Consider the following 26,163-nt stretch of genomic DNA (forward strand, 5'->3'; position numbering starts at 1 on the left):
TTTTCTGTATCCGTGTCGCAGAGGCAGCCCGGCTTTAGTGCCCCATGCCGGTCAGGTCGGCCGGCAGATCCTCGTTCGTCTCGACGATTCCGCGCCCGACATGGCTCGCGCGGTAGCTGTAGGCGTAATAGATCACCAGCCCGACCGCGCCCCAGACCGGCAGCACCAGCATCGCCTCCAGCGGCAGGTTGAAGAACAGGAACACGCAGCCGAAGATCGTCAGCGGCCCCATCAGCCACAGGATCGGCGTGCGGAAGCTGCGCTTCACGTTCGGCGCGGTCCGGCGCAGGATCATCACCGCGATCGCCACCATCATGAAGGCATATAGCGTGCCGGCATTGGCGATGTCGGCAAGCTTGCCGACCGGCAGGAACGCCGCGGCGAACGCCACCGCGGCACCGGTGAGGGCGGTCACGATATACGGCGTTTTCCACTTCGGATGCACCGCCGACAGCCGCTCCGGCAGCAGGCCGTCACGGCTCATCACGAAGAAGATGCGGGTCTGGCCGAACATCAGGATCAGGATCACCGAGGGAAGCGCGATGAACGCCGCATAGCCGAGGAAATTGCCCACCGTGCCGAAGCCGATCTGGCGCAGCACGTGCGCCAGCGCTTCGTTCGAGCAGACCAGCATCTGCGCGTATTGCGGCATCGCACACTGGCGGGCGAGCTCTTCCGAGCCGGCCGGGAACGGCACGCCGCCCGGGCCCATGATCGGCTGGCCGCCGATCGTGCCGACTGCGCCGGCTGCGACCAGCATGTAGAAGACGGTGCAGAACAGCAGCGACCCGATCAGGCCGATCGGCACGTTGCGCTGCGGGTTCTTGGTCTCCTCGGCCGCGGTCGAGACCGCGTCGAAGCCGACATAGGCGAAGAAGATCGTCGCCGCCGCACCGACTGCGCCGACCCCGGTGCCGAAGCCGCCGAACAGGCCGGCGGGCAGGAAGGGATTGAAGTTGGCGGCGTTGAACTTGTCGGACGGCAAGGTGAGGAAGATGAACGCGGTGAGCGCCGTCACCTTGATCAGCACCAGCACGGCGTTGACCTTGGCGCTCTCGCTCGTGCCGATGATCAGCAGCCACGTGACGAGGAGGGAGATCACCACCGCAGGCAGGTTGATGAACCCGCCAGGCGAGCCGCCCAGCGCCAGCGGCGCGGTGGCCAGCCAAGCCGGCAGATGTATTCCCAATGTCTGGTTCAATATCGTTCCGGTGAAATAGCCCGACCAGCCGACCGACACCGCGCTAGCCGCGACGGCATATTCGAGGATCAGCGCCCAGCCGACGGTCCAGGCGAGCAATTCGCCCATCGTCGTATAGGTATAGGTGTAAGCGGAGCCGGCGACCGGGATCATCGAGCCGATCTCGGCATAGCAGAGCGCAGCGATGATGCAGATGCCGCCGGCAATGGCGAAGGCGAGCAGCAGGCCGGGACCCGCTTTCTGTGCGCCAGCCGCCGTCAATACGAAAATGCCCGTGCCGATCACGCAGCCGATGCCGAACAGGGTCAGCTGGAACCAGCCGAGCGATCGGTGCAACGATTTCTTCTCGGCCGTCGCCAGGATGGCGTCGAGTGGCTTGATACGCCCAAAAATCATGTAGTGCTTTTCCCCAAAGCGGCCGGCGCGTGGCCCGGCTCGTTATGCGGCGGAGCCTAATGACAAATGAAAGACGCGCAATCCCTTAATGGGGATCGAGCCGCTCCCCAGGCCCGCAACCCGGACGTGTCCCACGGCTATTCATTCGAGCATAGCTCGTCATCCCCGCGCAAGCGGGGATCCATACCGCCCGACTTCGCGGCTAAGTCTTGACGTCCGAGCTTATGGATCCCCTCCTGCGCGGAGACGACGAGGACGGGTCGAACGCGATCCCGAGCCTAGCGTTGCACCAGCATCGGGCCGAGCGGCTGGCCCGCGAACAAATGGACGTGCAGATGCGGCACTTCCTGCCCTGCCTGGCGCCCGGTGTTGGCGAGCAGGCGATAGCCGCGCGGCACCAGCCCGGCATCGCGCGCCACATGGCCGACCGCACGGACGAAGCCGGCGATTTCCTCGGCGGAGCCCTTCTCGCTGAAATCGTCCCATGAAACGTAAGGACCGCGCGGGATCACCAGGATGTGGATCGGCGCCTGTGCGTTGATATCGTGGAAGGCGATCGCCCATTCGTCCTCGTAGACTCGGCTCGACGGGATCTCGTCGCGCAGGATCTTGGCAAAGATGTTCTGGTCGTCATACGGCTTGGTCGCGTCGATCGGCATCATCCTGTCTCCCACATCACCCACAAGGCTACCGGCTACAAGCGAGGGTCACGCCCCCCGCGCCGCCTTCTCGTCGATCCCGGACACGCCCTCGCGCCGCATCATCTCGGCGCGGATGTCGTCCAGGCCCAGCTCGGCATCCGCCAGCAACACCATGAGATGGAACATCAGGTCCGTCGCCTCGGCGACCAATTCCTGGCGATCGTCCTGCAACGCGGCGATCACCGTCTCGACCGCCTCCTCGCCCACCTTCTGCGCGATCTTGCCGCGCCCGCGGGCGAACAATTGGGCAGTATAGGAGGTCGCCGGATCGGCGCCGCGACGGGCGTTGATCGTGGCTTCCAGCGTGTTCAGAAAATCCTGCGGCATGCCGGCATGGCTGGCGCAACCGCTGCGCGAGGTCAATCCTTACGCGGTGAACTGCGCCGCGCCGCGAACCGCGCGCGGAGCGCCCGGCGCACGATCCACACGCCGATGCATGCCAAGACGAACAAGGCGACGTCGGAGAGCTCCGGCTGCGTGCGCACCTTCGTCACGCCGGTATGCGCGGCGAAGATCGCGGTGGGCATGACGAACAGGATCAGGAAGAACAAGGTGCGCATGGGCAGCGGCATAGCCGGGCGCGGTTAACATTCCGCCACTGCGGTTCCCCGGCGGAGGCCGGGGTCCAGTAGTGACATCGGCAATGATCATGCGCGACGCCAGTTTCCCTCTGTTCCGCGACTGGACCTCGGCCTTCGCCGGGGAACAGTTAGGATACTGGTCGCCGCACCGGCACCCCTGCCGCCGCCAAGGCAGAATGCGCGTCGGCGATGCTCGCTTCGCCGAAGTGGAAGATGCTGGCTGCCAGCACCGCGCTCGCCCGCCCCTCGACCACGCCCGCGACCAGATCGTCCAGCCCGCCGACACCGCCCGATGCCACGACCGGCACCGCGACCTGATCGGCGATCGTGCGGATCAGGTCGAGATCGTAGCCACTGCGCGTCCCGTCGCGGTCCATCGAGGTGACGAGCAATTCCCCCGCCCCCAGCCGCACGAGGTTCAGCGCGTGCTCCACCGCGTCGATCCCGGTCGCCCGCCGGCCGCCATGCGTGAATACCTCCCAGCGGTCCCCCGTCCGCCGCGCGTCGACCGAGGCGACGCAGCATTGGCTGCCGAACCGGTCGGCGATCTCGGCCACCACCTCCGGCCGTGCCACTGCGGCGGAATTGACCGCGACCTTGTCCGCCCCGGCCAGCAGCAGCGCGCGCGCGTCGTCGGCCGAACGCACCCCGCCACCGACCGTCAACGGCATGAAACACACTGCCGCCGTCCGCCGCACCACGTCCAGGATCGTACCGCGCGCCTCATGGCTGGCGGTGATGTCGAGGAAGCAAAGCTCGTCCGCCCCTGCCGCATCATAGGCGCGCGCCTGCTCCACCGGATCGCCGGCGTCCTGCAAGTCGACGAAGTTCACGCCCTTGACGACGCGGCCGTTCGCCACATCGAGACAGGGGATGACACGGGCACGAACCGTCATGGTTCGATCCCCTGCCAGGCGAGCAGTAGGCTTGCCGAGACAAGCAGCGCCATCAGCACGCCCTGGACTGCGACCGAAATCCAGAATCCATAAGGATGCTCGTCGTAGCGGATGGAGATAGGCTGAGACGCGCCAAGGGGGATGACCGTGACGCCATCACGCACCTGCTTCCGCAGCAGCGGTATATAGAACGCGGTCACCGCCAGCGTCAGCACCGCGGTGAGCAGCTTGTTCACGCCGCTGCCGCCACACTGAGCGCGGCCGCCAGATCCAGCCGCCCGTCATACAGCGCGCGCCCGGTGATCACGCCCTCCACCCCGTCCTTGGAGTGCAGCGCCAGCACGTGGATCTCGCCGATCCCCTTCACGCCGCCGCTGGCGATCACCGGGATACGCACCGCGCGCGCCAGATCGACCGTCGCCTCAACGTTGCAGCCCTTCAGCATCCCGTCGCGCCCGACATCGGTGAACAACAAGGATGCGACCCCGGCATCCTCGAAGCGCCGCGCCATGTCGATCACCTCAACCGTTGAGACATCCGCCCAGCCGCGTGTCGCGACCATGCCGTCTTTGGCATCCACCGCGACGACGATCCCGCCGGGGAAGTCGCGCGCCGCCTCCTTTACCAGTTCCGGGTTTTCGAGCGCTGCAGTGCCGATCACGACGCGCGATACGCCAAGATCGAACCAGCGCTCAATCCCGGCGCGGTCGCGGATGCCGCCGCCCAATTGCACATGGCCCGGAAATTGCGCCACGATCGAGGCCACCGCCTCGCCATTCACCGACTTGCCGGCGAATGCGCCGTCGAGATCGACGACGTGCAGATATTCCGCGCCTTGCCCCGCAAACAGCATCGCCTGCGCCGCCGGATCGTCGCCATAGACGGTCGCGCGATCCATGTCGCCTTCGGCCAGCCGCACTACCTGCCCACCCTTCAGGTCGATCGCGGGAAAGACGATCAGGGACGCCATGCGAGAAACCTTTCGAGGAGCGCCAGGCCGTAGCGCTGGCTTTTTTCGGGGTGGAACTGCACCCCCAACATGTTGTCGCGCCCGATCGCCGCGGTGACCGGCCCGTCGTGCTCGGTCGTGGCAATGATGTCGGCGCCGCTATAGGCGTAGGAATGCAGGAAATAGGCCTCGCCCGGCTGGATCAGCGCATGGCGGGAAGTCGCCACGACATCGTTCCAGCCCATGTGCGGCACCTTGGCCGCCGGATCGGCCGGCGCGAGCCGCGTCACCCTGCCCTGCATCCAGCCAAGCCCCGGGTGGCTGCCATGCTCCTCGCCGGTTTCCGCCATCAACTGCATGCCGACGCACACGCCCAGGAACGGCGTACCCTCGTGGCGGACGCGCCGTTCGAGCGCCTCGATCATCCCCGGCACCGCGCGCAATGCCGAGGCACAGGCGGCAAACGCGCCGACACCGGGCAGGACGATACGATCGGCCTTGGCCACGGCATCGGCGTCGGCCGTGACCAGCACGTCGCTCGCCCCCGCCGCCTGCAACGCATTGTGCACCGAATGCAGGTTGCCGGCACCGTAATCGATCAGCGCCACACTCATTTCAGCAGCGCCGCAATCTCCGGCGCGGCAAAGCTGGCGTTGAAAGCAATCACCTGCGCCGTCGCGACACCGCTGGTCACGAACGGATCGCTCACCGCCAGTGCCTCCGCCTCCCGCCGATGCCCACGCGTCACGATCACACCGCCGCCACGCGGGTCCTGCCGCCCGGCGATCAGGAACACGCCCTCGTCGAACCCGCGCTTCAGCCAGGCGACATGGTTCGCCATATGCACGTCGACCTCGTCCAGCGGCGCGACATAATCGAGCAGGATCAGGCATAGCGGCCCGTCGGCGCGGTGCCGCGCGGCCATTTACAGCACGCCCTTGGTACTGGGGATCGCGTCGGCCTTGCGCGGATCGATCTCCACCGCCTCGCGCAGTGCACGGGCGACACCCTTGAACGCCGCTTCGGCGATGTGATGGTTGTTCTGCCCGTACAGCGTCTCGATGTGCAGCGTGATGCCGGCCGTCTGCGCCAAGGAATGGAAGAAATGCTCGAACATCTCGGTATCCATTTCGCCCAGCCGCTTCTGGCTGAACTCGGTCTTCCACACCAGCCAGGGGCGCCCGGATATGTCGATCGCCACCCGCGTGAGCGTCTCGTCCATCGGCGAGATCGCATCGGCGTAGCGGCGGATGCCGCGCTTGTCGCCGAGCGCGCGGGCGATGCACTCGCCGATCGCCAGGCCGGTATCCTCCACCGTGTGATGCTGGTCGATATGCAGGTCGCCGACCGTCTTGACGTCGAGATCGATCAGCGAATGCCGCGACAATTGCTCCAGCATGTGATCGAAGAAGCCGACCCCGGTCGAGACGTTGTACATGCCCGTCCCGTCGAGATTGACGGTGACGGCGATACTGGTCTCGCTGGTCGAGCGGCTGATGGTGGCGGTGCGCATGGCGACCCCAATAGCGCGTGTGCCCGCGCATGCAATCTTGACCCGCCCCCAAAGCGCGCTACCCAAGGGACATGACCGATGGAATGCCCGACAGCCTGATTCCGTATGACGAGATCGTCCAGGAGGCGCTGCGTGCCGTGGTCGGCCGCGTGCTGGGTTCGGTCGCGGAGAATGGTGGCCTGCCGGGCGATCATCACTTCTACATCACCTTCAAGACACAGGCCTCGGGGGTCGATATCCCGCAGCGGCTGATCGAGCGTTTCCCGGACGAAATGACGATAGTCATGCAGAATCGCTATTGGGATCTGCTGGTCGACGATATCGGCTTCTCGATCGGGCTCAGCTTCAACCAGATCCCGTCCAAGCTGGTCATCCCCTATGCAGCGATCACCGGCTTCCACGATCCCAGCGTAAATTTCGAACTGCGCTTCCAGGCGCAGGAAGGCCCGGACGGCCCCGACCCGCATGACGAAGCCGAAAATGACGGCCCGACGCTGGTGCCGGTCGAGGACGGTTCGAACGTCGTCGCCGTGGATTTCAAGCGCAAGAAATAGGGAGCGAGGCGATTAGCGAGCGCTAATCGCCGGTCGCGCAAGCGACGCGAACCGCCGGGGGGCGCGGCGCCGCCGCGGCCGACGTTATGGGGTTTACTCCCACGACTGCCTTTCACCACGAAGTTTGGCGGCGCCCCGGACTTGTTCCGGCGCACCCTGCACCGCACATCATGCATAACGGACCAAGTGGCACAGCGGATGCTGCGACAGGCCCGGCATGACGGAGCAGCCCATGACCGACACACGTACCGAAACCGATTCGTTCGGCCCGATCGAGGTTCCCGCCAGCGCCTATTGGGGCGCGCAGACCCAGCGTTCGATCGAAAACTTCCCGTTTGGCGCGCGCGAACGCATGCCGATCGAGATCGTCCATGCCTTGGCGCTGGTGAAGCAGGCGGCCGCGCGCGTGAACCGCGATCATGGCCTGCCTGCCGACATCGCCGATGCGATCGACACTGCAGCCGCCGAAGTTGCCGCCGGCAAGCTCGATGATCATTTCCCGTTGGTCATCTGGCAAACGGGCAGCGGCACGCAGAGCAACATGAACGTCAATGAGGTGATCGCCGGGCGTGCCAATGAACTGCTGACGGGGAAGCGCGGCGGCAAGTCCCCCGTCCACCCCAACGATCATGTCAATATGAGCCAGTCGTCCAACGACAGCTTTCCCACCGCGCTGCACATTGCCGCAGCGCTGACGGCGCGTGATCGGCTGATCCCGGCGATCAAGCAATTGGAGGCCAGTCTGCTGACCAAGGTGACCGCCTGGGGCGAGATCGTGAAGATCGGTCGCACGCACCTGCAGGACGCGACTCCGCTCACCCTGGGGCAGGAATTCTCGGGCTATTACGCACAGCTCCGCCTTGCCCGGACCCGCATCGTGCCGTTGATCGAGCATGGCCTAAGCAAGCTTGCGCAGGGGGGCACCGCGGTCGGCACGGGCCTCAACACGCCAGACGGCTTCGCCGAGGCATTTGCCGCCACCGTGTCAGACCTGACCGGATTCCCGTTCGAGACCGCGCCCAACAAGTTCGAGGCGCTCGCCACGCACGACACATTGGTCGACTTTTCCGGGCGGCTGAACACGCTTGCCGTGTCGCTCAGCAAGATCGCCAACGACATCCGCCTCCTCGGCTCTGGTCCGCGCTCGGGCATTGGCGAGCTCAACCTGCCCGAGAACGAGCCGGGCAGTTCGATCATGCCGGGCAAGGTGAACCCGACGCAGTGCGAGATGCTGACCATGGTTGCCGCGCAAGTGATCGGCAACCACACGGCCGTCACCGTCGGCGGGCTGCAAGGGCACCTCGAACTCAACGTGTTCAAGCCGCTGATCGGAGCGGCCGTGCTGCGCTCGATCGATCTGCTGACCGTCGGCATGGAGAGCTTTGCCGAACGCTGCGTCGATGGCCTGGAGCCCAACCGCGCGCGGATCGACGACCTCGTCGCCCGCTCGCTGATGCTGGTCACTGCGCTAGCGCCGGAGATCGGCTACGACAACGCCGCCAAGATCGCCAAGCACGCGCATGCCGAGGGCCTGACGCTGAAGGAGGCCGGGCTCGCGCTCGGCCTGGTTGACGAACCCACCTTCGACCGCCTCGTCCGCGCCGAAGACATGGTCTGACCTAGCTCCGCCCCGGCACGGGGAGGGGGACCGTTTGCTTCCTTCAGCAAATGGTGGAGCGGGCCTCCTCACGCGCACCGTTGCCGGCCCACCCCCTCCGTCAGTCTGCGGCTGCCACCTCGCCGTTCCGGGGAGGATCGGGAACTCCTCTCGCCGCCGCGCGCTTTCCCCATCGAACCAAGGAGAAACTCGTGGGTGCAACGACCATAGGCGCGCTGATCGGTGGCGCGATCGATTCGATGAGTGGTGACGACGGCGCCGCGGATGGCGCGATCAAGGGCGCGATCGTCGCCAATGTGCTGAAGGTCGCATTGCCGATCGCCGTTACCTACGCGGTCGGCTGGGCCGTGTTGCGTGGCGCAACGGAATTGAAGGGCGCCGTGTTCGGCGAAGGAGAAAAAGCATGATTCGTGGCATCATCGGTGCACTAGTCGGTCGCGAACTCGATCGTCGTGATGGCAGTGGCGGGATCAAGGGCGCGGCGATCGGCCTGGTCGCCAGCCGCGTGCTGACCCGCATGGGCCCGCTCGGACTGGCGCTAGGCGGTGCCTATGTCGCGAAGAAAGCCTATGACCGGCATCGCGATACACGGCGCAACACTACCGTCTGACTGTACGGATCGCCGGGGCATGATGCCCCGGCGACACGATTATCGCCTCGTGACTTGACGCCATGGTCATCGCCACGCCACTAGCGCGCATGCCGTCACCCGAAGCTCAAGAAAACCCGGAAGATCCCCACGGCTTCAAGCGCCGTGGCATGATGTTCGTGCTCTCCTCGCCGTCGGGCGCGGGCAAATCGACCATTGCCGGAAAGCTGCTCGCGTCCAACCCCGAGCTGCAGGTGTCGGTCTCCTACACCACCCGCCCGATCCGCCCCGGCGAAGTCGACGGCGTGCATTACCATTTCACCGATCTTGAGACGTTTCGCACGATGGTTGCGAACCACGAGTTCCTCGAATGGGCGCACGTCTTCGATCACCGCTACGGCACACCCAAAGCGCAGGTGTGGAACGCGCTGGAACAGGGAATCGACATCCTGTTCGACATCGACTGGCAGGGCGCACAGCAATTGCATCAACTCGCCGGGGGCGACGTGGTTCGCGTCTTCATCCTGCCGCCGTCCATGCCCGAGTTGCGCCAGCGGCTGATCGGCCGGCGCACCGATTCGATGGACGTGATCGAAGCCCGCATGGCGCGCGCCGCCAACGAAGTCAGCCATTGGGATGGCTATGACTATGTGCTGGTCAACGACGATGTCGAGACCTGCTTCGATGGGGTGAAGACGATCCTGGCAGCGGAACGGCTGAAGCGCTCGCGCCAGACGGGGATCATTGGGTTTATCCGCAAGCTGCTGCGGTAGATCTAGCCGGGCCGGGGCCCCTCGTTCGCAGCGAAACTAGGGTATGCGCGACATCAGGTTCAAGGCCGATGCACATCAGTTTATGGGTGCGTTGCATAAACCAAGCCCGTCACCCCGGACCTGTTCCGGGGTCCACTAAGCGGCTTGGCCAGAGAGTAGTGGATTGAAGGACCAGCTTGCGGCGCGGTGGACCCCGGAACAAGTCCGGGGTGACGGCGGCTGCCAGCTTGTGAAAGGGGGCTGAATGTCACGCGCGTGGCAAGCCAGCTCCGATCTGGTTACCTCACCTCGGATCAAAAAGCGGTGCGATTGACCAGCGAGAGGATGCCGGCGTTCTTGGCGTTGGACGCCATTGTCACCGGCGGCAGCGGATCGACATCGCCGCCCTTGGCTGCGCCGTCCGAGTAGATGAAACCGTTGGCCGGATAGGCCGAGGTGCCGAGATCGTGATTGGCGGCATACCAAACCTTGACCATGCTCCAGTCACCGGCTGCCGACACGTCCACTGCGCGTACGTCGCGCTCGATGCCGCCGCGGCGCGACCAATTGGCGTGGGTCAGCTTGACCTCACGGTCGCTGACGACACCCGAGACCATCGCGACATGGCCGAGGCGCATGCGGCCGCTCGACTGGAACGACAGAACGGCACCGACCTTGGGCGCCTTGCCGCGGGCATAGCGACCGGCGGCTTGGCCCCACCAGGTGTTAGCATTGCCGTGAATGTCGATACCGGAGATCGAACGGGCATAGGGAGCGCACTGCCAAAACTGTGCCGCCGCAGGCGTGGTCCCCATCAGGACGCACGATAACACTAGCGCAAAACGCGCTGCTAAAGCCTTGAATTTCATGTGACCCCCTCAGGTCCGCTCGTTCAGTGAGGGTCTCAAAGCAGGTCGGCGGCGCGGTGGAAACCCCATCGCGTCCGACCGCGGAACCTTTCAGGACAAAGTGAGTTGACCGTACGACGAAGCCCCCTCGCCTCGCCTTCAGATGACGTATTCGACCGTCTTGCGCTGTGCCTCATCGGCCGCCTTGGCCGCGCGCATGTCGACAATCCGCTGATTGAGCCGCGCGACGGTGCGGCTGCCGGTCGTCTTGAACAATGCCGGCACGAACGCGTGAACGAGGCTGGCAAGGCCGGCAGCGATCATCGTCATGCCGAAGCTGGAGGCCACGCCGAAATGTTCGGTGAAACTCTCACCGACCGATGCGGGGTGATCGAGGAACAGGCGACGGATCATGGGGCTACCTCGTTGATGGTGCGGTTGCAGGTTATCACACGGGGCCGGGGGTGTCAGCCTGCCACCCCTTGTTCCCCGGCGAACGCGGGGCCCCAGTAGTAAAGGTGGATGTTACGACGCGCAGCGTACGCCAACTTCTGCTTACCGACTGGGCCCCGGCCTTCGCCGGGGAACAGCTTCGAGGATGCTAGCGCAGCATTCCCAGTATTTCCGCCGCCAGTTGGCTGAGCGTATCGTCGCGAGCCCCCATGACGACGATCCGGTCTCCTGGCTGGGCCAGCGCCACGAGATGCGCCGCCGCGCCGCCACGATCGGCGACATGGACGGCGTGCGCACCCGTCGCGGCGATCTCCGCGACGATATCCGCACTGGTCACCTCCCGACTGACGGTCCCGCCCTGATAGACCGGATCGGGCAGCACCAGCACGTCGTCCGCCGCCAGCCGCTCGGCGAACATCGCCACCAGGTCGCGCCGCATGACCTTCAGCGGGCCATAGCCATGCGGCTGGAACAGCACGAGCAGCCGCCCGGGAAAATCGTGCAGCGTCTCCAGCGTGGCGGCGATCTTGTCCGGATTGTGCCCGAAATCGTCGATCACCGCGACGCCACCCGCCTCGCCGACCAGCTCGAAGCGCCGCTTGAGCCCCACGAACCCGGCAAGCGCGGCGATCGCCTCAGCCAGCGGCACGCCCGCCGCGCGCACCGCGCCCAAGGCCGCCAGCGCGTTGGACACGTTGTGCCGCCCCGGCACCGCCAGCCGCACCTCATGCCGCTCGCCACCCTTCACGAGATCGAAGCGAATCGCGAACGGCTCGGGCACGAGATTTTCCGCGCGCAGGTCGGCCGAGGCGTCGATCGCGAAGGTAACGAGGCGTTCGCGCGGCAGGCTCATCGCCAGCGCGGCGGATTCGCCGTCGCCGACATTGACCACCGTCGTCACCGCCTTGGCCGCGAAGGTGCCGAATAGGTCGCGCAATTCCTCCAGGCTCTTGTGATCCAGGCTGACATTGTTGAGCACCGCGATCTTGGGATAATAGAGCGCGATCGAGCCATCGCTCTCATCGACCTCGGAGACGAACGCCTCCCCCGCCCCGACCAGCGCGCTGGCGAAAGGGGCATTGGGCGCCGCGAAATTCTTCATCACCGCGCCGTTCATCACCGTGGGATCGCGCCCGCAGGCGTGCAGGATCCATCCGATCATGCCGGTGACGGTCGATTTGCCGCTCGTCCCCGCCACGCCGATCGGCAGCACGCTGGCGTTGAACAACTCGCTGAGCAATTCCGCGCGGCTCATCCGCGCCGCGCCGACCGTTTCCGCCGCCACAATGTCCGGCACCGTCGCCTCGACCGCGGCGGAGGCGACGACGATCTGATCCGGCGAGGTAATCCCGCTGCCATCCTGCGGAAACAACTGTACCCCCTTGGCGGCGAGGTCGGCGAACTTGGCCGGCAGAGCCCCCTTGTCGAGCGTGCGGTCCGAGCCGGCGACGCTTTCGCCACGCCCGGCGAGGATCATCGCCAGCGGCATCATGCCCGAGCCGCCGACGCCGACGAAGAAGTAGGATTTGCGCGTTTCCATGACCGCGGGCTATCGCGGCATTTCGGCAACGGGGCAAGCGCCCCAAGACAAGGCACTTCCAGCATGCGCATCGGCGTGGTCAGCCCAGCACGACCGATCGACCCGGCGGTGAACAGCATGATGCAGGCGCTGGTCGCGGTCAGCTTCCCCGAAGTCGACATCGTGTTCCACCCGCAATGCTTCCTGAGCGACGGGCATTTCGCCGGCGCGGACTCACTGCGCGCCACCGCGTTCCTGGAATATGCCAACGATCCCGCGTTCGACGCGATCTGGTTCGCGCGCGGTGGTTACGGCGCCAATCGCATCCTCGACACGGTGATCCCGCAGCTGAGCGCCGCCGCCAAGCACAAGACCTATCTCGGTTATTCCGACATGGGGTTCCTGCTCGGCGCGCTCTATGCCAGCCGCATCGGGCGCCAGGCGCACGGGCCGATGCCGAGCGAAATCCGCCGCAAGAACGATCACGGAGCATGTGTCTCGCGTTCCTTGTCGTGGCTGGTGAATGGCGATCGCCGTTCGCTCGAGCCTTCGATCGATGCGCGGCCGCATGCCGCGTTCAACCTGTCGATTCTGAGCGCGCTGATCGGATCGAAATACCTGCCCGATCTCACCGACCATGTGCTGATGATCGAGGAAGTGAGCGAACCTTTGTACCGCATCGATCGCATGCTGTTCACGATGGCGCATGCGACACAGCTGAAGGGCATGGCCGGGGTACGGCTCGGCGTGGTGGGGGACGTGATCGAGAATGACGTGGTCTTCAACGACACGCCCGAGCAGATGATCGTGCGCTGGTGCGCGGATATGGGCGTGCCGTATCTGGGGCGGGCGCAGATCGGCCATTATGCGGCGAATTGCGTTGTGCCGTTCGGGGTGGCTTGAGCGTAAACCTGAGTTCATGGAGTTCCCCGGCGAAGGCCGGGGCCCAGTTGAGATGGCCGAGGTAACTCCGCGCAGCGTCAACCAACTTCTGCGCCGCGACTGGGCCCCGGCCTCCGCCGGGGAGCATAGAAGTGGCGACGCGTTTCGATGGGAGCACAGCAACCATGCGTAACCCTCGCCTCCATCCGCAAGCTTGCCTATATACCGCCTCCAGGCATAAGCCCGCCCCTCTGCCCTGCACGAAAGAACCGTTCCCCGATGTCCGAGATGTTCCGCATAACGCTGCCTGACGGTTCCGTCCGCGAGGTAGCGCCGGGCACTACCCCGGCGGACATCGCCGCGGCGATCGGGCCGGGGCTGGCCAAGGCGGCGATCGCTGCGCGCGTTGATGGCGAACTGCGCGACATCATGCGGCCGTTCGAGCAGGATGCGCAGCTTGCCCTGGTCACCGCGCGCGACGAAAAGGACGCGCTGGAACTCGCGCGCCACGATTTCGCGCATGTCATGGCCGAAGCCGTGCAGCATCTGTTCCCCGGCACGCAGATCACCTTTGGCCCGGCGACGGACGATGGCTTCTATTACGATTTCGCGCCGAAAGACCGCCCGTTCACCGAGGAGGACCTGCCGGCGATCGAAGCGGAGATGCGCCGCATCATCGCCAATAACGAGCCTTTCATCCGCGAAGTGTGGAGCCGCCAGCAGCTGATCGACACCTGGACCCGGCAAGGCGAGACGTTCAAGGCCGAATGGGCCGCCGAATTGCCCGATGGCGAGGAACTGACGATCTACCGCCAGGGCCAGTGGCTCGACATGTGCCGCGGTCCGCACATGGTCTCGACCGGCAAGCTCGATCCTCAGGCGTTCAAGCTGACGCGCGTGTCCGGCGCCTATTGGCGCGGCGACCAGAACAACGCGATGCTCAGCCGCATCTACGGCACCGCCTGGCTCAACAAGAAGCAGCTCGATGCGCATCTCCTGATGCTCGAGGAAGCGGCCAAGCGCGATCACCGCAAGATCGGCCAGGAAATGGACCTGTTCCATCTCCAGTCCGAAGCGCAGGGCAGCGTGTTCTGGCACCCCAAGGGCTATATCTTGTGGCGCGAGTTGGAGGCCTATATGCGCCGCCGGCTCGATGCCGCGGGCTATCAGGAGGTGAAGACGCCGCAGCTGATGGACGCGCGCCAATGGGAGCAGTCCGGCCACTGGGGCAAGTATCGCGAGAACATGTTCGTCGTGCCGGACGAGATTCCGAACACGGACGATGCGGCGGCGATCTTCAGCGGCACCGCCGATCTGATGGCGCTCAAGCCGATGAACTGTCCGGCGCACGTGCTGATCTTCCGCCAGGGCATCAAATCCTATCGCGACTTGCCGCTGCGTCTGGCCGAATTCGGCTGCTGTCATCGCAACGAGCCGCACGGTGCGTTGCACGGCATCATGCGCGTGCGCCAATTCACGCAGGACGATGCGCATCTGTTCGTGCGCGAGGATCAGCTGATTGGGGAGGTCGCGCAGTTCATCGACCTGCTCGACAGCGTCTACAAGCATCTCGGGTTCGAGGATTATGCGGTCAAGCTGGCGCTACGCCCCGATCAGCGCTTCGGCAGCGATGAGATGTGGGACAAGGCCGAGGCGGAATTGCGCGAGGCGGTGATGGTCTCGAGCCTCAGCGACTCGATCAAGGCCAGGTTCGAGGAACTGCCCGGCGAAGGCGCCTTCTATGCGCCAAAGCTCGAGTTCCACCTGACCGATGCGATCGGGCGGACGTGGCAGGTCGGCACGATCCAGTCGGACCGCGTGCTGCCCGAGCGACTCGACGCGTCGTATGTCGGGCAGGATGGCGAGCGCCACCGCCCGGTGATGCTGCACCGCGCGATCCTCGGCACGTTCGAACGTTTCCTCGGCATCCTGATCGAGCATCACGCCGGTCGCTTCCCGCTGTGGCTGGCGCCGGTGCAAGCGGTGGTCGCGACGATCGTGTCGGATGCCGACGATTATGCGGCCGAAGTAACGGCGAAGCTGCGCGCCGCGGGGCTGCGGGTGGAGACCGATCTGCGCAACGAAAAGATTAACTACAAGGTGCGCGAACATTCGCTGGCCAAGGTGCCGAACCTGCTGGTGGTGGGCAAACGCGAGGCGGAGGAAGGCACCGTGGCGCTTCGTCAACTCGGCAGCGACCGGCAGCAATTCCTCGGCCTGGATGAGGTGATCGCCAAGCTGGTCGCGGATGCGAAGGCGCCGGATCTTTAAGCGCCCCGCATAAAGCGGCCTCCCGGCCACCCCGGACTTGTTCCGGGGTCCCCGGCGCCCCAGCTTACCAGCCGCTAAGATTCCGGGACAGTGGACCCCGGACAAGTCCGGGGTGACGGCGAGGGGATGATGCAACGGCATTGCACCCACACCTTTCACCGCACGCCGAAAAAGACTATATACATCTGTCAACAACCTCAGGAGCTATACCTATCCGACCCCCAATGACCCGGCAGGCGCCGCCGATGAACGGCCCTCGCTTCAACGAATTCATCGTATCGCCCAAGGTCCGCGTGATCGACGGAGAGGGCGAGAATCTCGGCGTGATGTACACCCGCGAGGCAATGGAGCAGGCGCGCGAGGTCGGTCTCGACCTGGTCGAAGTGTCGCCCAATGCCGATCCGCCGGTCGCCAAGTTCCTGGACGTCGGCAAGTTCAAGTACGAGGCGCAGAAGAAGGCGAACCTCGCCCGCAAGAGCCAGAAGACGCAGGAGATCAAGGAGATCAAGATGCGTCCGAACATCGACGATCATGATTATGATACGAAGATGAAGAAGGTTCACGAGTTCATCGACGAAGGCGACAAGGTCAAGATCACGCTGCGCTTCCGCGGCCGTGAGCTCAGCCATGGCCAGCTCGGCATGGCGCTGCTGCAGCGCGTGCAGGCGGACGTCACCGAAGTCGCGAAGGTCGAGGCCTATCCGCGCATGGAAGGCCGTCAGATGCTGATGGTGCTCGCGCCGAAGTAAAATCGACGCCGATTGGCGGCGTGCAGATACGACACGTGTCGATCGCATGCCGCCGACCGATCCCCCCTTTCCGTAGCGTCCGACATGCGTTTGGCCACGCCAAGCGCAATCTTGCCCTGCGTAGTTAGAGCCGGATCGGCCAGAACTGGCAGATTTCCGCGGATTTTTAGTTGGACCTCCTGGTTCAGCGCGCTTTATGACTACAAGCGCTACCAAATAAAAAATACCAGGAGAGGTCTAGATGCGCAAAACCGCGCTACTGTTGTCCGTTGCTACGCTGACGCTTGCCGTCCCTGCCTTCGCGCAGGAAGTGCCCGCCTCGCAAGCCGCCCCCGAACCCACCACCACGCAGGATGCGCAGGCTACATCAGCCGAAGAGATCAACGAAGGTGACATCATCGTCACCGCGACGCGCCGTGCCGAGCGCCTGTCGAACGTGCCGATCGCCGTCTCCGCCGTCGGCCAGGAATCGCTGCAGAATTCCGGCGGTTCGGACATCCGCTCGCTCAACCAGCTGGCACCGTCGCTGCTCATCTCCTCGACGGGCAACGAATCGAACGCCTCGGCGCGTATTCGCGGCATCGGCACGGTCGGCGACAATCCGGGTCTCGAAAGCTCGGTCGCAGTGTTCATCGACGGCGTTTATCGCAGCCGCACCGGTGTGGGCCTCAACGAACTGGGTGAGATCGATCGCGTCGAAGTGCTGCGCGGGCCGCAGGGCACGCTGTTCGGCCGCAATGCCTCGGCCGGCCTGATCAACATCATCACCCGCGCGCCGGAATTCGAATTCGGCGGCAATGCCGAGCTCACCTACGGCAATTACGACCAGAAGCGTGCGGCGATCGGCCTGACCGGTCCGATCGCAGGCGACAAGCTTGCCGCGCGGATCGATGGCGTGTTCGTCAAGCGTGACGGCTTCTACAAGAACGTCACGCAAGGCGGCGGCAGCGAATCGCGCGTCAACGACCGCGACCGCTACTTCGTCCGCGGCCAATTGCTGTTCAAGCCGACCGAAGACCTAAGCTTCCGCCTGATCGGCGATTATTCGCATCGCGACGAAAGCTGCTGCGGCGCGGTCTATTACAACCAGGCCGAGACGTTCGATCCGACCGCCAATGCCGTGGCCAACGTCAACGGCGACCGTGCGGTCGCGACCGCCGCTTCGAATCGCATCGTCGATATCCTGCGGCGTCAGGGTGCGGCCTATCCGCTCGCCGGCAACACGCCCGATCCGTTCAACCGCCAGGTGGCGGTGACGCCGGGACAGACGTTCCGCAACAAGACCAAGGATTATGGCGGATCGCTGCAGGCCGATTGGGATCTGGGCGGCGCGACGCTCACCTCGATCACCGCGTATCGCGAGTACAAATCCGGCAATGCGGGTGACGTCGATTATACCAACATCGATCTGACGCACCGCGCCGATGACGGCAACGCTTACCGCCAGTTCCACACCTTCACGCAGGAAGCGCGGCTGCAAGGCTCCGCATTTGGCGAAAAGCTCGACTGGCTGGTCGGCGGCTTCTATTCCAAGGAGAAGCTGCGGCTCGTCGATAACGTCGTGTTCGGTGCGGATTATGGCGCCTTCGCTGCCTGCCGGATCGTCGCCACCGTCAGCCCGATCGCCGCGTTGCAGAACAATACGGCACCGGGCTGCCTCTCGGCCGCCGGTCGTGCGACGCTCAACACGCAATTGACCGGTGTCCAGTTGCTCGGCGGTGTGCCCGCCGCGACTGCCGCCGCGAACACCTCGACCTTGCTCAACGGGCTCGATCGGCTGTCAACGCTCAACAACCTTGGCGACCAGCGTGCTTTGTATCGCCAGGACAGCGAGAATTTCGCCGCGTTCACGCACAACATCATCCACGTCACCGACACGTTGTCGTTGACGCTGGGCGCGCGCTACACGCGTGAGAAGAAGAGCTTCAACGGCGATTTCCAGAACAACAACACCGTGTGCCCGGCCCAGCAGGCAGCACTCGGCGGGTTGCTGGCACCGAGCGTGAACGGCACGATCCGCACGCTTGCCGGCGGTATTGTCACGCTGACCTGTACCGGCAATTCGTCGTCGACGCTCAACGCGCTCGACCTGCAGGACAGCTTCAAGGACAGCGAAGTCACCGGCACCGCCGTCGTGTCGTGGAAGCCGACGCCGCGCCTGCTGACCTATGCCTCCTTCGCCAAGGGCTACAAAGCCGGCGGCTACAATCTCGATCGCTCCGATCTCGGCGGGCTGAACGGCGTGTTTTCGCCGCGCAGCAACGCCGATGCGGCAGGGCTCCGCTTCGATGCGGAGAAGGTCAACAGCTTCGAGATCGGCGCGAAATACACTACCCCGATGTTCAGCCTGAACGTGGCGGCGTTCCGCGCCGAGTTCCAGGATTTCCAGCTCAACACCTTCAACGGTTCGGTGTTCGTGGTGCAGAACATCCAGGCCTGCTCGAACAGCCTGAACGGTGCGGATACCGACAATGTGGCGGGCAACGGCACATGCGTCGGCGATGCCGACAAGCGCGGCGTGATCTCGCAGGGTGTCGAACTGGAAGGCACGCTGCGCCCATCGCGCGACGTCACCTTCACCGCGGGCTACACCTATTCGGACACGTTCTTCCGCAAGAACCTGGTCGGCAATTCACAGGGTGAAGCGCTTGATCCGGCACTGTTCCTGCTGCCGGGCAGCCAATTGTCGAATGCGCCGAAGCATGTCGTGACGACCGCGGCGACCTGGACGCCGGATATCGGCTCCAACGGCCTGTCGGGCCTAGTGTACATCGACAGCCGCCTGAGCTCCGACTTCAACACCGGTTCCGATCTCGCCCCGGAGAAGAAGCAGGACGGGTTCGCCCTGGTCAACGCCCGCATCGGCCTGCGCGGGCGCGATCAGTTATGGGCGATCGAATTCTGGGCGCAGAACGTGTTCAACAAGGATTACATCCAGGTCGCGTTCAACACCCCGTTCCAGGGCGCAGGATCGTCGGCCAATGTCGCGAGCTTCGGCGGGACGGCGAATGCGCTATATTCGGCATTCCTCGCCGAACCGCGCACCTACGGCATCACGTTGCGCTCGCGCTTCTGATCCACGCCTAGAAAAGGAAGGCCCGCCTCCGCCAGAGGGGCGGGCCTTCATATCATTGTACCCCGGTGGAGGCAGGGTCCAGTAGCGAAGGTTCAGCTAACCGCGCGCCACACCAGCCGATGATCGTTCCACTACTGGGCCCCGGCCTTCGCCGGGGTACTGCAGAGCGGCTAGCGGACCGGCGGCTCCCACAATTCCACCGCATTGCCCTCCGGATCATGCACCCGCGCGAACTGGCCGACCGACGGGTCGTTCCACTCCGGCTTGGTGATCACCTCGATCCCAGCTGCATTCAGTTGCTCGAGCAGTGAATCGAGATCGAGCACGCGCAGGTTGAGCATGAACTGCTTGCCCTCGGGCAGGTAGTCCGTGTCCGCCTTGAACGGCGCGAACATCACCGGCCCGCCTTCGGCCTGCCAGCTCCATTCGTCCGGCGTCGCGCCTTCGGTCGCCACGCAGCCCGCGCCAACGCCGAGATGCTCGCGGTACCAGGCGGACAGACCGTCCGGATCGCGCGCACGAAAGAACAGCCCACCAATACCCAGCACCGGCATGTCGCGTCTCCCTGTTGCTATGCCGCCTCTACCATATCGTTGCCCGCTGCGGCGTCGAGTAGCCGGCGCTCCAATGCCCTCAACCGCGACGTTCCATTGATCTTGTCGCCGGTGAGATCGGTCAGGTAGAAGGTATCCACGGCGCGCTCGCCATACGTCGCGACGTGTGACGAATGGATCGTCACCTTGGACTGGAACAGCGCGTGCGCCAGCTGGTGCAGCAACGCCGGTCGGTCGCGCGCATTCACCTCGATCACGGTGAAGCGGTTCGACGCCTTGTTATCGATCAGCACATTGGGGGCGATGTCGAACGCTTCCGCACGCGGGCGTGGCAGTGGCTTGGCTTTCAATCGGTCGGCCAGCCGTCCGCGATTGGCTAGTGCATCCTCGATGCCGGTGCGCAGCCGCTGCAACTGCCCCGCATCATCGAACGGGCGCCCGAACGGATCCTGGACGAGGAAATTGTCCAGCGCCATGCCATCGCGCGTGGTGTGGATGCGCGCATCGATGATGTTGCCACCCGCGACATGGATCGCGCCTGCAATGCGATAGAACAGCCCGGGGTGATCGGCGGCATAGACGGTCACCAATGTCGCGCCACGATCGGGATAGACCTGCGCGCCGATCGACAGCTGCGCATCGCCGGCGCTCTCGATCAGCCTGGCATTGCGCACCAGCACATCGTCCGGCTCGGCCACCCAATAGGGTTCGGGCAGGCGCCGGACCAAGGCCTCGAAGCGCGTGTCGTCCCAATCGAGCGCGCTCCGCAACGCCGCCTGCTTGACCGCGACCCGCTCGCTCCTGCCTTTCTGTTTGTGGCCCAGCCGCAGCACCTCCTCGGCAGATTCGTATAACGTGGACAGCAATTGCCGTTTCCAGCCGTTCCACACGCCAGGCCCCACCGCGCGGATATCGACGACGGTCAGCGCGAGCAGCAGGCGCAACCGCTCGGGACTCTGCACCACGTCGGTGAAATCGAGGATCGTCTTGAAGTCCGACAGGTCGCGCTTGAACGCGGTGGCCGACATCAGCAGGTGATGCCGCACCAGCCACGCCACCGTCTCGGTCTCGGCCGGCGTCATGCCGAAACGCGGGCACAGCCGCTCGGCGACTTCGGCTCCCAAGATCGAATGATCGCCGCCACGGCCCTTGGCGATATCGTGCAGCAGCACCGCGACGTACAATGCCCGGCGCGACACAATCTGCGGGAAGATCTCGGTGACCAGCGGGTGATCCTCCACCAGCGTGCCATGTTCGATCTTGCCGAGCAGGCCGATCGCCCGGATGGTATGCTCGTCGACCGTGTAGTGATGATACATGTCGAACTGCATCTGCGCGACGACGCGGCCGAAATCCGGCACGAAACGGCCGAACACGCCCGCTTCGTTCATCCATCGTAGTACGAGTTCCCCGTCGCGTGGCGAGGTCAGCACATCCAGGAACAAGGCGTTGGCCGTTGGATCGCGACGCAGATCGTCGGCGAGCTTGGCATCGCGTGATGCTGCGCGCATCGCCAGGGGATGGATCTCCAGCCCGTATTTGTCGGCCAGCGCGAACATCTCGATCAGCCGCACCGGCTGCTTGGCCAGGAAGTCGTCGGAGGGCAGCGCCAGCCGCCCGCGTACCAAGGTGAAGCCGTGCAGCTTGCGCGGCGACCGCGTCAGCATCGGCAGCCCGAAACGCCGCCCGCGTGCGGCGAACTTCTCGTCCAGATGCGACAGGAAAACGCCGGTCAGGTTGCCGACCATCTTTGCCTGCAGGAAGTAATATTGCATGAAGCGCTCGACGCTCGATTTGCCCGGCCGGTCGGCGAAGCGCATCCGCTCGGCGATGTCGCGCTGCAGGTCGAAGGTCAGGCGATCCTCGCCGCGACGTGCGATGCTGTGCAGGTGGCAACGCACCGCCCACAGGAAATTGTCGGCGCGGTGGAATTGGCGATATTCGTGCGGCGTCAGCAGCCCGGCCTCGACCAGTTCGGCCGCGCGCTGCACGTTATAGGCGTATTTCCCGATCCAGAAGAGCGTGTGCAGATCGCGCAAGCCGCCCTTCCCTTCCTTGACGTTCGGCTCGACGACATACCGCGTATCGCCCATCTTCTTGTGCCGCACGTCGCGCTCGGCCAGCTTGTCGGCGATGAAGCCGCGCGTGTCGGTCTGCACCTCCGCCTTGAAGCGTCGCGCCGCTTCCTCGTACAGTCCGGCATCGCCCCACACATAGCGCGCCTCCAACAGCGCCGTGCGGATGGTGATGTCGCTCTTGGCCTGCCGCACCATGTCGTCCAGCGAGCGGCTGCTATGCCCGACCTTCAACCCCAGATCCCACAAGGTGTAGAGCATGGTTTCGATCACCTGCTCGGCCCAGCCGGTCTGCTTCCAGGGGGTGAGGAAGCCAATGTCGAGATCGGACCAAGGCGCCATCTCGCCGCGCCCATAGCCGCCGACCGCGATCAGCGTCAGCCGCTCGCCCGCCGTGGCGTTGCCGACCGGGTACAGGCGCTGGCACGTGAAATCGGCGATCAGCCGCAGCAACTGATCGGTCAGGAACGCCTGCGCCGCCGCCGATTCCAGCCCGCGCGAGGGATGCTCGATCAGACGCCGCTCGATCTCCACGCGCCCCGCATCCAGCGCGGCCTTGAGGATCGGCACCGCCGCACCGCGCAGTGCCATTCGGTCTTCGCCCGGCACCGCCATCAGCGTTTCGGCAACGGCACGTCGATCGATGATCGTGCGGCGGTTGGGAAGCGTGTCGAAGCGGCCTGACATGCCGTTGCCGATAAGCGATTATGCCGCCTACGTCACGTGCAGCCTCCGTTCATGCAACGAAGGCGATGCATCGATCATTACACGTCCAGTTCTTGATGGAGACCAGAGATGATACGGGCAAAGCTTCTTCTTGGCGTGGTTGCCGCCGGCATGATCGCCACCGCTCCCGCCACGGCGCAGACGGCGCAGGAAAGCCAACGCTTCGCCGCCGCGCAGAGCCGTTTCAACAGCGAGATGCAGACGTTTCGCGGCGAGTTCGATCGGTATCAGGCCGCAGTTTCCCGCCGTGGCGGCACCGGCGGCGGATACCGCCAGGCACCCGCTTACGATCCGCGCTATGACGATCAGCGCTTGAACGGCCAGTATGACAATTCACGCTACGACGATGACGACCGCGCCGAGCCGAATTATGAACCATCGCGCTATTATCGCGCTGGCGGCAATTACCAGGAACGGACGCTGAGCTCCGACGAGCGCGTGTATCGCGGCACCGACGGCCGCTATTACTGCAAGCGCAGCGACGGCACGACCGGGCTGATCCTCGGCGCGGCAGGTGGCGGTATCCTCGGCAATGTCATCGATGGCGGTCGGTCGCGTACGGTCGGCACGTTGCTTGGTGGTGCATTGGGTGCGGTGGCCGGCCGCGCGGTCGAGCAGAACCAGAGCGAGATCCGCTGCCGGTGATCTGACAGGCGCTCAGCCCTCGCGGCTGAGCGCCTTCAGCTTGTAGAGTACGTCCAGCGCCTCGCGCGGGGTCAGCGCATCGACATCGATCTGCTCGACTTCGCGCCGGATCGCGTCGCATTCCTCTTCTGCCGCCTCCTGCAGCGCGGCGAAGAGCGGCAGATCGTCCAGCCCGGCGGCCAGCCCACCGGTCTTGGCGCGCCCCGCCTCCAGCTTCGCCAGCACTGATTTCGCCCGGGCGATCGTGACTGGCGGCAGCCCCGCCAGCCGCGCCACCGCCAAGCCATAGGAGCGATCCGCCGGCCCTTCGCTTACCTCGTGCAGCAGCACCAGTTCGCCCTTCCACTCCCGCGCGCGGACATGGTGTAGCGTCAGCGCATCGCAGCGCTCCGCCAGGCGGGTCAGCTCATGGTAATGCGTGGCGAACAGGCAGCGGCAGCGATTGTCCTCATGAATCGCCTCGACCACCGCCCAGGCGATGGCCAGCCCGTCATAGGTGCTCGTGCCACGTCCGACCTCGTCGAGGATGACGAACGACTTGGCTGTCGCCTGGGCCAGGATCGCCGCCGTCTCGACCATCTCGACCATGAAGGTCGATCGGCCGCGCGCGAGATTGTCCGACGCGCCGACGCGGCTGAACAAGCGATCGACGAGCCCCAGGGTCGCCGATGTCGCGGGCACGTAGCTCCCGGCCTGCGCCAGCACAGCGATGAGCGCGTTCTGGCGCAGGAAGGTGGACTTGCCGCCCATGTTCGGCCCCGTCACCAGCCACAATCGCGACTGTTCCGACAACCGGCAGTCGTTGGCGACGAACCGCTCCCCGCGCTTCGCCAGCGCATCCTCGACCACCGGGTGCCGCCCGCCGGCAATGTCGAAACAGGCATGATCAACCAATGCCGGCCGCGCCCAGCCGCCTTCGACCGCACGCTCCGCCAGCCCCGCCGCGACATCCAGCCGCGCCAACGCATCTGCCGTCGCGGCGATTTCCTCGCGCCGATCGAGGGCGGCGGCGGTCAGGTCCTCGAGATGCGCCGCCTCCGCCGCCAGCGCATGTGCCCCCGCCTGCGTCACCTTCACCGCGACCTCATGCAGCTCGGGGGCATTGAATCGCACCGCCCCTGCCATCGTCTGCCGGTGCGTGAAGCCGCTCTCCGGCTTCATCAGCACATCGGCATTCTTGGCCGCGACTTCGATATGATAACCGAGCACGTTATTGTGCCGGATCTTGAGCTGCGCGACGCCGGTACGGGCCCGGAAGTCCGCCTCCAGCGCCGCGATCGCGCGCCTGCCGCCGGCGCCCGCATCACGCAGATCGTCGAGCGCGGCATCATAGCCCTCGGCGATGTAGCCGCCTTGCGCCGCATCGATCGGCGGTGCCGGTACCAGCGCCCGCGCCAGAAGGTCGATGAGGCTGCCATGCCCGCGCAGCCGCGGCGCGAGACCTGTGAGCAAAGGTGGCGCCACCGCGATCCGGTCTAGCCGCTCGCCCAACCGCCACGCGCCGTCCAGCCCATCGCGCAACTGCCCGAGATCGCGTGGGCTACCCCGCCCGGCCGCCAGCCGCCCGACGGCGCGCCCGATATCGGCCAACCCGCGAAGCGTGGTACGCAGCGATTCTCGCAGCGCGGAGTCATCGACCAGCAGTTGCACCAAATCCAGCCGCGCCTCGACATCGTCGCGTGCCATCAGCGGCGCACCGATGTCGGCGGCGAGCAAGCGCGCGCCCGCACCGGTCACCGTGCGATCGACCGCGTCGAGCAAGCTGCCCTTGCGCTGCCCGCTCGCCGTCTGCGTCAGCTCCAAGCTCTCGCGCGTCGCCGCGTCGATCGCCATGCGCTCGGCCGCCTGGTGCAGCCGCGGAGGACGCAGGAAGGGCAGCGATCCCTTGGCGTTATGCTCTAGATAGGCGATCAGCCCGCCTGCCGCCGACAGCCCGGCGCGGCTGAACTGCCCGAAGCCGTCGAGCGTCGCGACCCCGTATACCGCCTTCATCCGCCGCTCGGCTGTGTTGCTGTCGAACTCGCCACGCGGGCGCAGCACGGTCGCGAGATCGGCAAAGCCGCTCGCCTCGGACGCGATCGTCTCGGCCGGTGCCAACCGCGCCAGCTCGGCACCCAGACCTGCAGCCGAGCACTCGATCAATTCGAAGCGGCCGGTCGACACGTCCGCCGCGGCAATGGCCACGCCGCCGCCCGCGCCGCCCGCCTCGGCGATCGCCACGCACCAATTTGCCGTGCGCGCATCCAGCAGCGCTTCCTCGGTCAGCGTACCCGCCGTCACCACACGGACGATCGCCCGCCCGACCAAAGTCTTGCCGCCGCGCTTCTTCGCTTCGACCGGACTTTCGGTCTGCTCGGCAATGGCGACGCGGTGTCCGGCCTTGATCAGCCGCGCGAGATAGCCATCAGCGCTGTGCACCGGCACGCCGCACATCGGAATCGGCGCGCCCTCATGCTCGCCGCGCGCCGTCAACGCGATATCAAGGCACGCCGCGGCGATTTTCGCGTCGTCGAAGAACAGTTCGAAGAAATCGCCCATGCGGTAGAACAGCAGGCAATCCGCAGCCTCTGCCTTCAGCGCCAGGTATTGCGCCATCATCGGAGTAGGAGGGGATG

26 protein-coding genes are annotated in these 26,163 nt (G+C 65.3%); 10 read left to right on the forward strand and 16 right to left on the reverse strand.

The genetic code is table 11. The features are described from left to right. Positions 1 to 34: 34 nt before the first annotated feature. The 10 genes from NV382_RS07215 to hisB all read right to left on the reverse strand — a co-directional run bounded on the left by NV382_RS07215 (position 35) and on the right by hisB (position 6,237). Entirely contained in the window at positions 35 to 1,597 is a 1,563-nt protein-coding gene (locus tag NV382_RS07215) for an amino acid permease (protein ID WP_260599830.1), read from the reverse strand. Positions 1,598 to 1,875: 278 nt separating this feature from the next. Continuing rightward, complete coding sequence (locus NV382_RS07220; protein ID WP_260599831.1) at positions 1,876 to 2,256, reverse strand: histidine triad nucleotide-binding protein; 381 nt, start codon at positions 2,254 to 2,256, stop codon at positions 1,876 to 1,878. A 48-nt stretch (positions 2,257 to 2,304) separates the two neighbouring features. Further along, the gene (locus NV382_RS07225) at positions 2,305 to 2,625 is read right to left on the reverse strand and encodes a phosphoribosyl-ATP diphosphatase (RefSeq protein WP_260599832.1); all 321 of its coding nucleotides are present in this window, start codon (positions 2,623 to 2,625) and stop codon (positions 2,305 to 2,307) included. Positions 2,626 to 2,657: 32 nt separating this feature from the next. Continuing rightward, on the reverse strand, positions 2,658 to 2,858 hold the full coding sequence (locus NV382_RS07230) for a hypothetical protein (RefSeq protein ID WP_260599833.1): 201 nt from the start codon (positions 2,856 to 2,858) through the stop codon (positions 2,658 to 2,660). A 149-nt stretch (positions 2,859 to 3,007) separates the two neighbouring features. Continuing rightward, the gene (hisF, locus tag NV382_RS07235; protein ID WP_260599834.1) at positions 3,008 to 3,775 is read right to left on the reverse strand and encodes an imidazole glycerol phosphate synthase subunit HisF; all 768 of its coding nucleotides are present in this window, start codon (positions 3,773 to 3,775) and stop codon (positions 3,008 to 3,010) included. Beyond that, positions 3,772 to 4,011: a hypothetical protein gene (locus NV382_RS07240; protein ID WP_260599835.1), complete on the reverse strand. Its 240-nt coding sequence runs from the start codon at positions 4,009 to 4,011 to the stop codon at positions 3,772 to 3,774. Before NV382_RS07240 ends, hisF begins: the two co-directional genes overlap by 4 nt. Beyond that, positions 4,008 to 4,745, reverse strand: coding sequence for a 1-(5-phosphoribosyl)-5-[(5-phosphoribosylamino)methylideneamino]imidazole-4-carboxamide isomerase (hisA, locus tag NV382_RS07245; RefSeq protein WP_260599836.1), 738 nt, complete (start codon positions 4,743 to 4,745; stop codon positions 4,008 to 4,010). The genes NV382_RS07240 and hisA overlap by 4 nt, the downstream gene beginning before the upstream one ends. Then, positions 4,733 to 5,338, reverse strand: a complete 606-nt coding sequence (hisH, locus tag NV382_RS07250; protein WP_260599837.1) for an imidazole glycerol phosphate synthase subunit HisH — start codon at positions 5,336 to 5,338, stop codon at positions 4,733 to 4,735. The genes hisA and hisH overlap by 13 nt, the downstream gene beginning before the upstream one ends. After that, complete coding sequence (locus tag NV382_RS07255) at positions 5,335 to 5,649, reverse strand: YciI family protein (protein ID WP_260599838.1); 315 nt, start codon at positions 5,647 to 5,649, stop codon at positions 5,335 to 5,337. Before NV382_RS07255 ends, hisH begins: the two co-directional genes overlap by 4 nt. Next, positions 5,650 to 6,237, reverse strand: coding sequence for an imidazoleglycerol-phosphate dehydratase HisB (hisB, locus tag NV382_RS07260; protein ID WP_260599839.1), 588 nt, complete (start codon positions 6,235 to 6,237; stop codon positions 5,650 to 5,652). It abuts the gene before it with no gap. 71 nt (positions 6,238 to 6,308) lie between these two features. On the opposite strand from hisB, the gene NV382_RS07265 reads away from it, so the two are divergent. The 5 genes from NV382_RS07265 to gmk all read left to right on the forward strand — a co-directional run bounded on the left by NV382_RS07265 (position 6,309) and on the right by gmk (position 9,771). Continuing rightward, positions 6,309 to 6,791, forward strand: a complete 483-nt coding sequence (locus NV382_RS07265; RefSeq protein WP_260599840.1) for an SspB family protein — start codon at positions 6,309 to 6,311, stop codon at positions 6,789 to 6,791. 232 nt (positions 6,792 to 7,023) lie between these two features. Continuing rightward, complete coding sequence (fumC, locus tag NV382_RS07270; RefSeq protein WP_260599841.1) at positions 7,024 to 8,409, forward strand: class II fumarate hydratase; 1,386 nt, start codon at positions 7,024 to 7,026, stop codon at positions 8,407 to 8,409. 191 nt (positions 8,410 to 8,600) lie between these two features. Continuing rightward, entirely contained in the window at positions 8,601 to 8,816 is a 216-nt protein-coding gene (locus tag NV382_RS07275; RefSeq protein WP_260599842.1) for a hypothetical protein, read from the forward strand. Beyond that, positions 8,813 to 9,019 (forward strand): hypothetical protein, encoded by a 207-nt coding sequence (locus NV382_RS07280; protein WP_260599843.1) that lies wholly within the window; start codon positions 8,813 to 8,815, stop codon positions 9,017 to 9,019. The genes NV382_RS07275 and NV382_RS07280 overlap by 4 nt, the downstream gene beginning before the upstream one ends. An 89-nt stretch (positions 9,020 to 9,108) precedes the next feature. Beyond that, on the forward strand, positions 9,109 to 9,771 hold the full coding sequence (gene gmk, locus NV382_RS07285) for a guanylate kinase (protein WP_260600342.1): 663 nt from the start codon (positions 9,109 to 9,111) through the stop codon (positions 9,769 to 9,771). 293 nt (positions 9,772 to 10,064) lie between these two features. On the opposite strand, the gene NV382_RS07290 is transcribed toward gmk, so the two are convergent. From NV382_RS07290 to NV382_RS07300, 3 genes are all read right to left on the reverse strand, one after another. Further along, positions 10,065 to 10,619: a CHAP domain-containing protein gene (locus NV382_RS07290; protein WP_260599844.1), complete on the reverse strand. Its 555-nt coding sequence runs from the start codon at positions 10,617 to 10,619 to the stop codon at positions 10,065 to 10,067. 138 nt (positions 10,620 to 10,757) lie between these two features. Next, positions 10,758 to 11,012 (reverse strand): DUF6356 family protein, encoded by a 255-nt coding sequence (locus NV382_RS07295; protein ID WP_260599845.1) that lies wholly within the window; start codon positions 11,010 to 11,012, stop codon positions 10,758 to 10,760. Positions 11,013 to 11,199: 187 nt separating this feature from the next. Next, positions 11,200 to 12,591 carry a UDP-N-acetylmuramate--L-alanine ligase gene (locus tag NV382_RS07300; protein WP_260599846.1) on the reverse strand — a complete coding sequence of 464 codons (1,392 nt, stop codon included), beginning with the start codon at positions 12,589 to 12,591 and terminating at the stop codon, positions 11,200 to 11,202. A 63-nt stretch (positions 12,592 to 12,654) separates the two neighbouring features. Here NV382_RS07300 and NV382_RS07305 point away from each other — a divergent pair, with 63 nt between their 5' ends. The 4 genes from NV382_RS07305 (at position 12,655) to NV382_RS07320 (ending at position 19,548) form a co-directional block, all read left to right on the forward strand. Next, positions 12,655 to 13,473, forward strand: coding sequence for an LD-carboxypeptidase (locus tag NV382_RS07305; RefSeq protein ID WP_260599847.1), 819 nt, complete (start codon positions 12,655 to 12,657; stop codon positions 13,471 to 13,473). Between the two features lie 258 nt (positions 13,474 to 13,731). Continuing rightward, the gene (gene thrS, locus NV382_RS07310) at positions 13,732 to 15,723 is read left to right on the forward strand and encodes a threonine--tRNA ligase (RefSeq protein ID WP_260599848.1); all 1,992 of its coding nucleotides are present in this window, start codon (positions 13,732 to 13,734) and stop codon (positions 15,721 to 15,723) included. 224 nt (positions 15,724 to 15,947) lie between these two features. Beyond that, positions 15,948 to 16,472, forward strand: a complete 525-nt coding sequence (gene infC, locus NV382_RS07315; RefSeq protein WP_260599849.1) for a translation initiation factor IF-3 — start codon at positions 15,948 to 15,950, stop codon at positions 16,470 to 16,472. A 241-nt stretch (positions 16,473 to 16,713) separates the two neighbouring features. Then, on the forward strand, positions 16,714 to 19,548 hold the full coding sequence (locus NV382_RS07320; protein WP_260599850.1) for a TonB-dependent receptor domain-containing protein: 2,835 nt from the start codon (positions 16,714 to 16,716) through the stop codon (positions 19,546 to 19,548). Positions 19,549 to 19,718: 170 nt separating this feature from the next. Here NV382_RS07320 and NV382_RS07325 read toward each other — a convergent pair whose 3' ends face one another. Together NV382_RS07325 and NV382_RS07330 are read right to left on the reverse strand one after the other, a co-directional pair. Next, on the reverse strand, positions 19,719 to 20,102 hold the full coding sequence (locus tag NV382_RS07325; protein WP_260599851.1) for a VOC family protein: 384 nt from the start codon (positions 20,100 to 20,102) through the stop codon (positions 19,719 to 19,721). Positions 20,103 to 20,119: 17 nt separating this feature from the next. Then, on the reverse strand, positions 20,120 to 22,864 hold the full coding sequence (locus NV382_RS07330; RefSeq protein ID WP_260599852.1) for a [protein-PII] uridylyltransferase: 2,745 nt from the start codon (positions 22,862 to 22,864) through the stop codon (positions 20,120 to 20,122). 108 nt (positions 22,865 to 22,972) lie between these two features. On the opposite strand from NV382_RS07330, the gene NV382_RS07335 reads away from it, so the two are divergent. Next, positions 22,973 to 23,548, forward strand: a complete 576-nt coding sequence (locus NV382_RS07335) for a glycine zipper 2TM domain-containing protein (RefSeq protein ID WP_260599853.1) — start codon at positions 22,973 to 22,975, stop codon at positions 23,546 to 23,548. A 12-nt stretch (positions 23,549 to 23,560) separates the two neighbouring features. Here the strand turns inward: NV382_RS07335 and mutS are convergent, their stop codons facing one another. Beyond that, the gene (gene mutS / locus NV382_RS07340) at positions 23,561 to 26,146 is read right to left on the reverse strand and encodes a DNA mismatch repair protein MutS (RefSeq protein ID WP_260600343.1); all 2,586 of its coding nucleotides are present in this window, start codon (positions 26,144 to 26,146) and stop codon (positions 23,561 to 23,563) included. Positions 26,147 to 26,163: the final 17 nt, after the last annotated feature.

Origin of the sequence: Sphingomonas endolithica (assembly GCF_025231525.1) — a bacterium.
Taxonomy (GTDB): Bacteria; Pseudomonadota; Alphaproteobacteria; order Sphingomonadales; family Sphingomonadaceae; genus Sphingomonas; species Sphingomonas endolithica.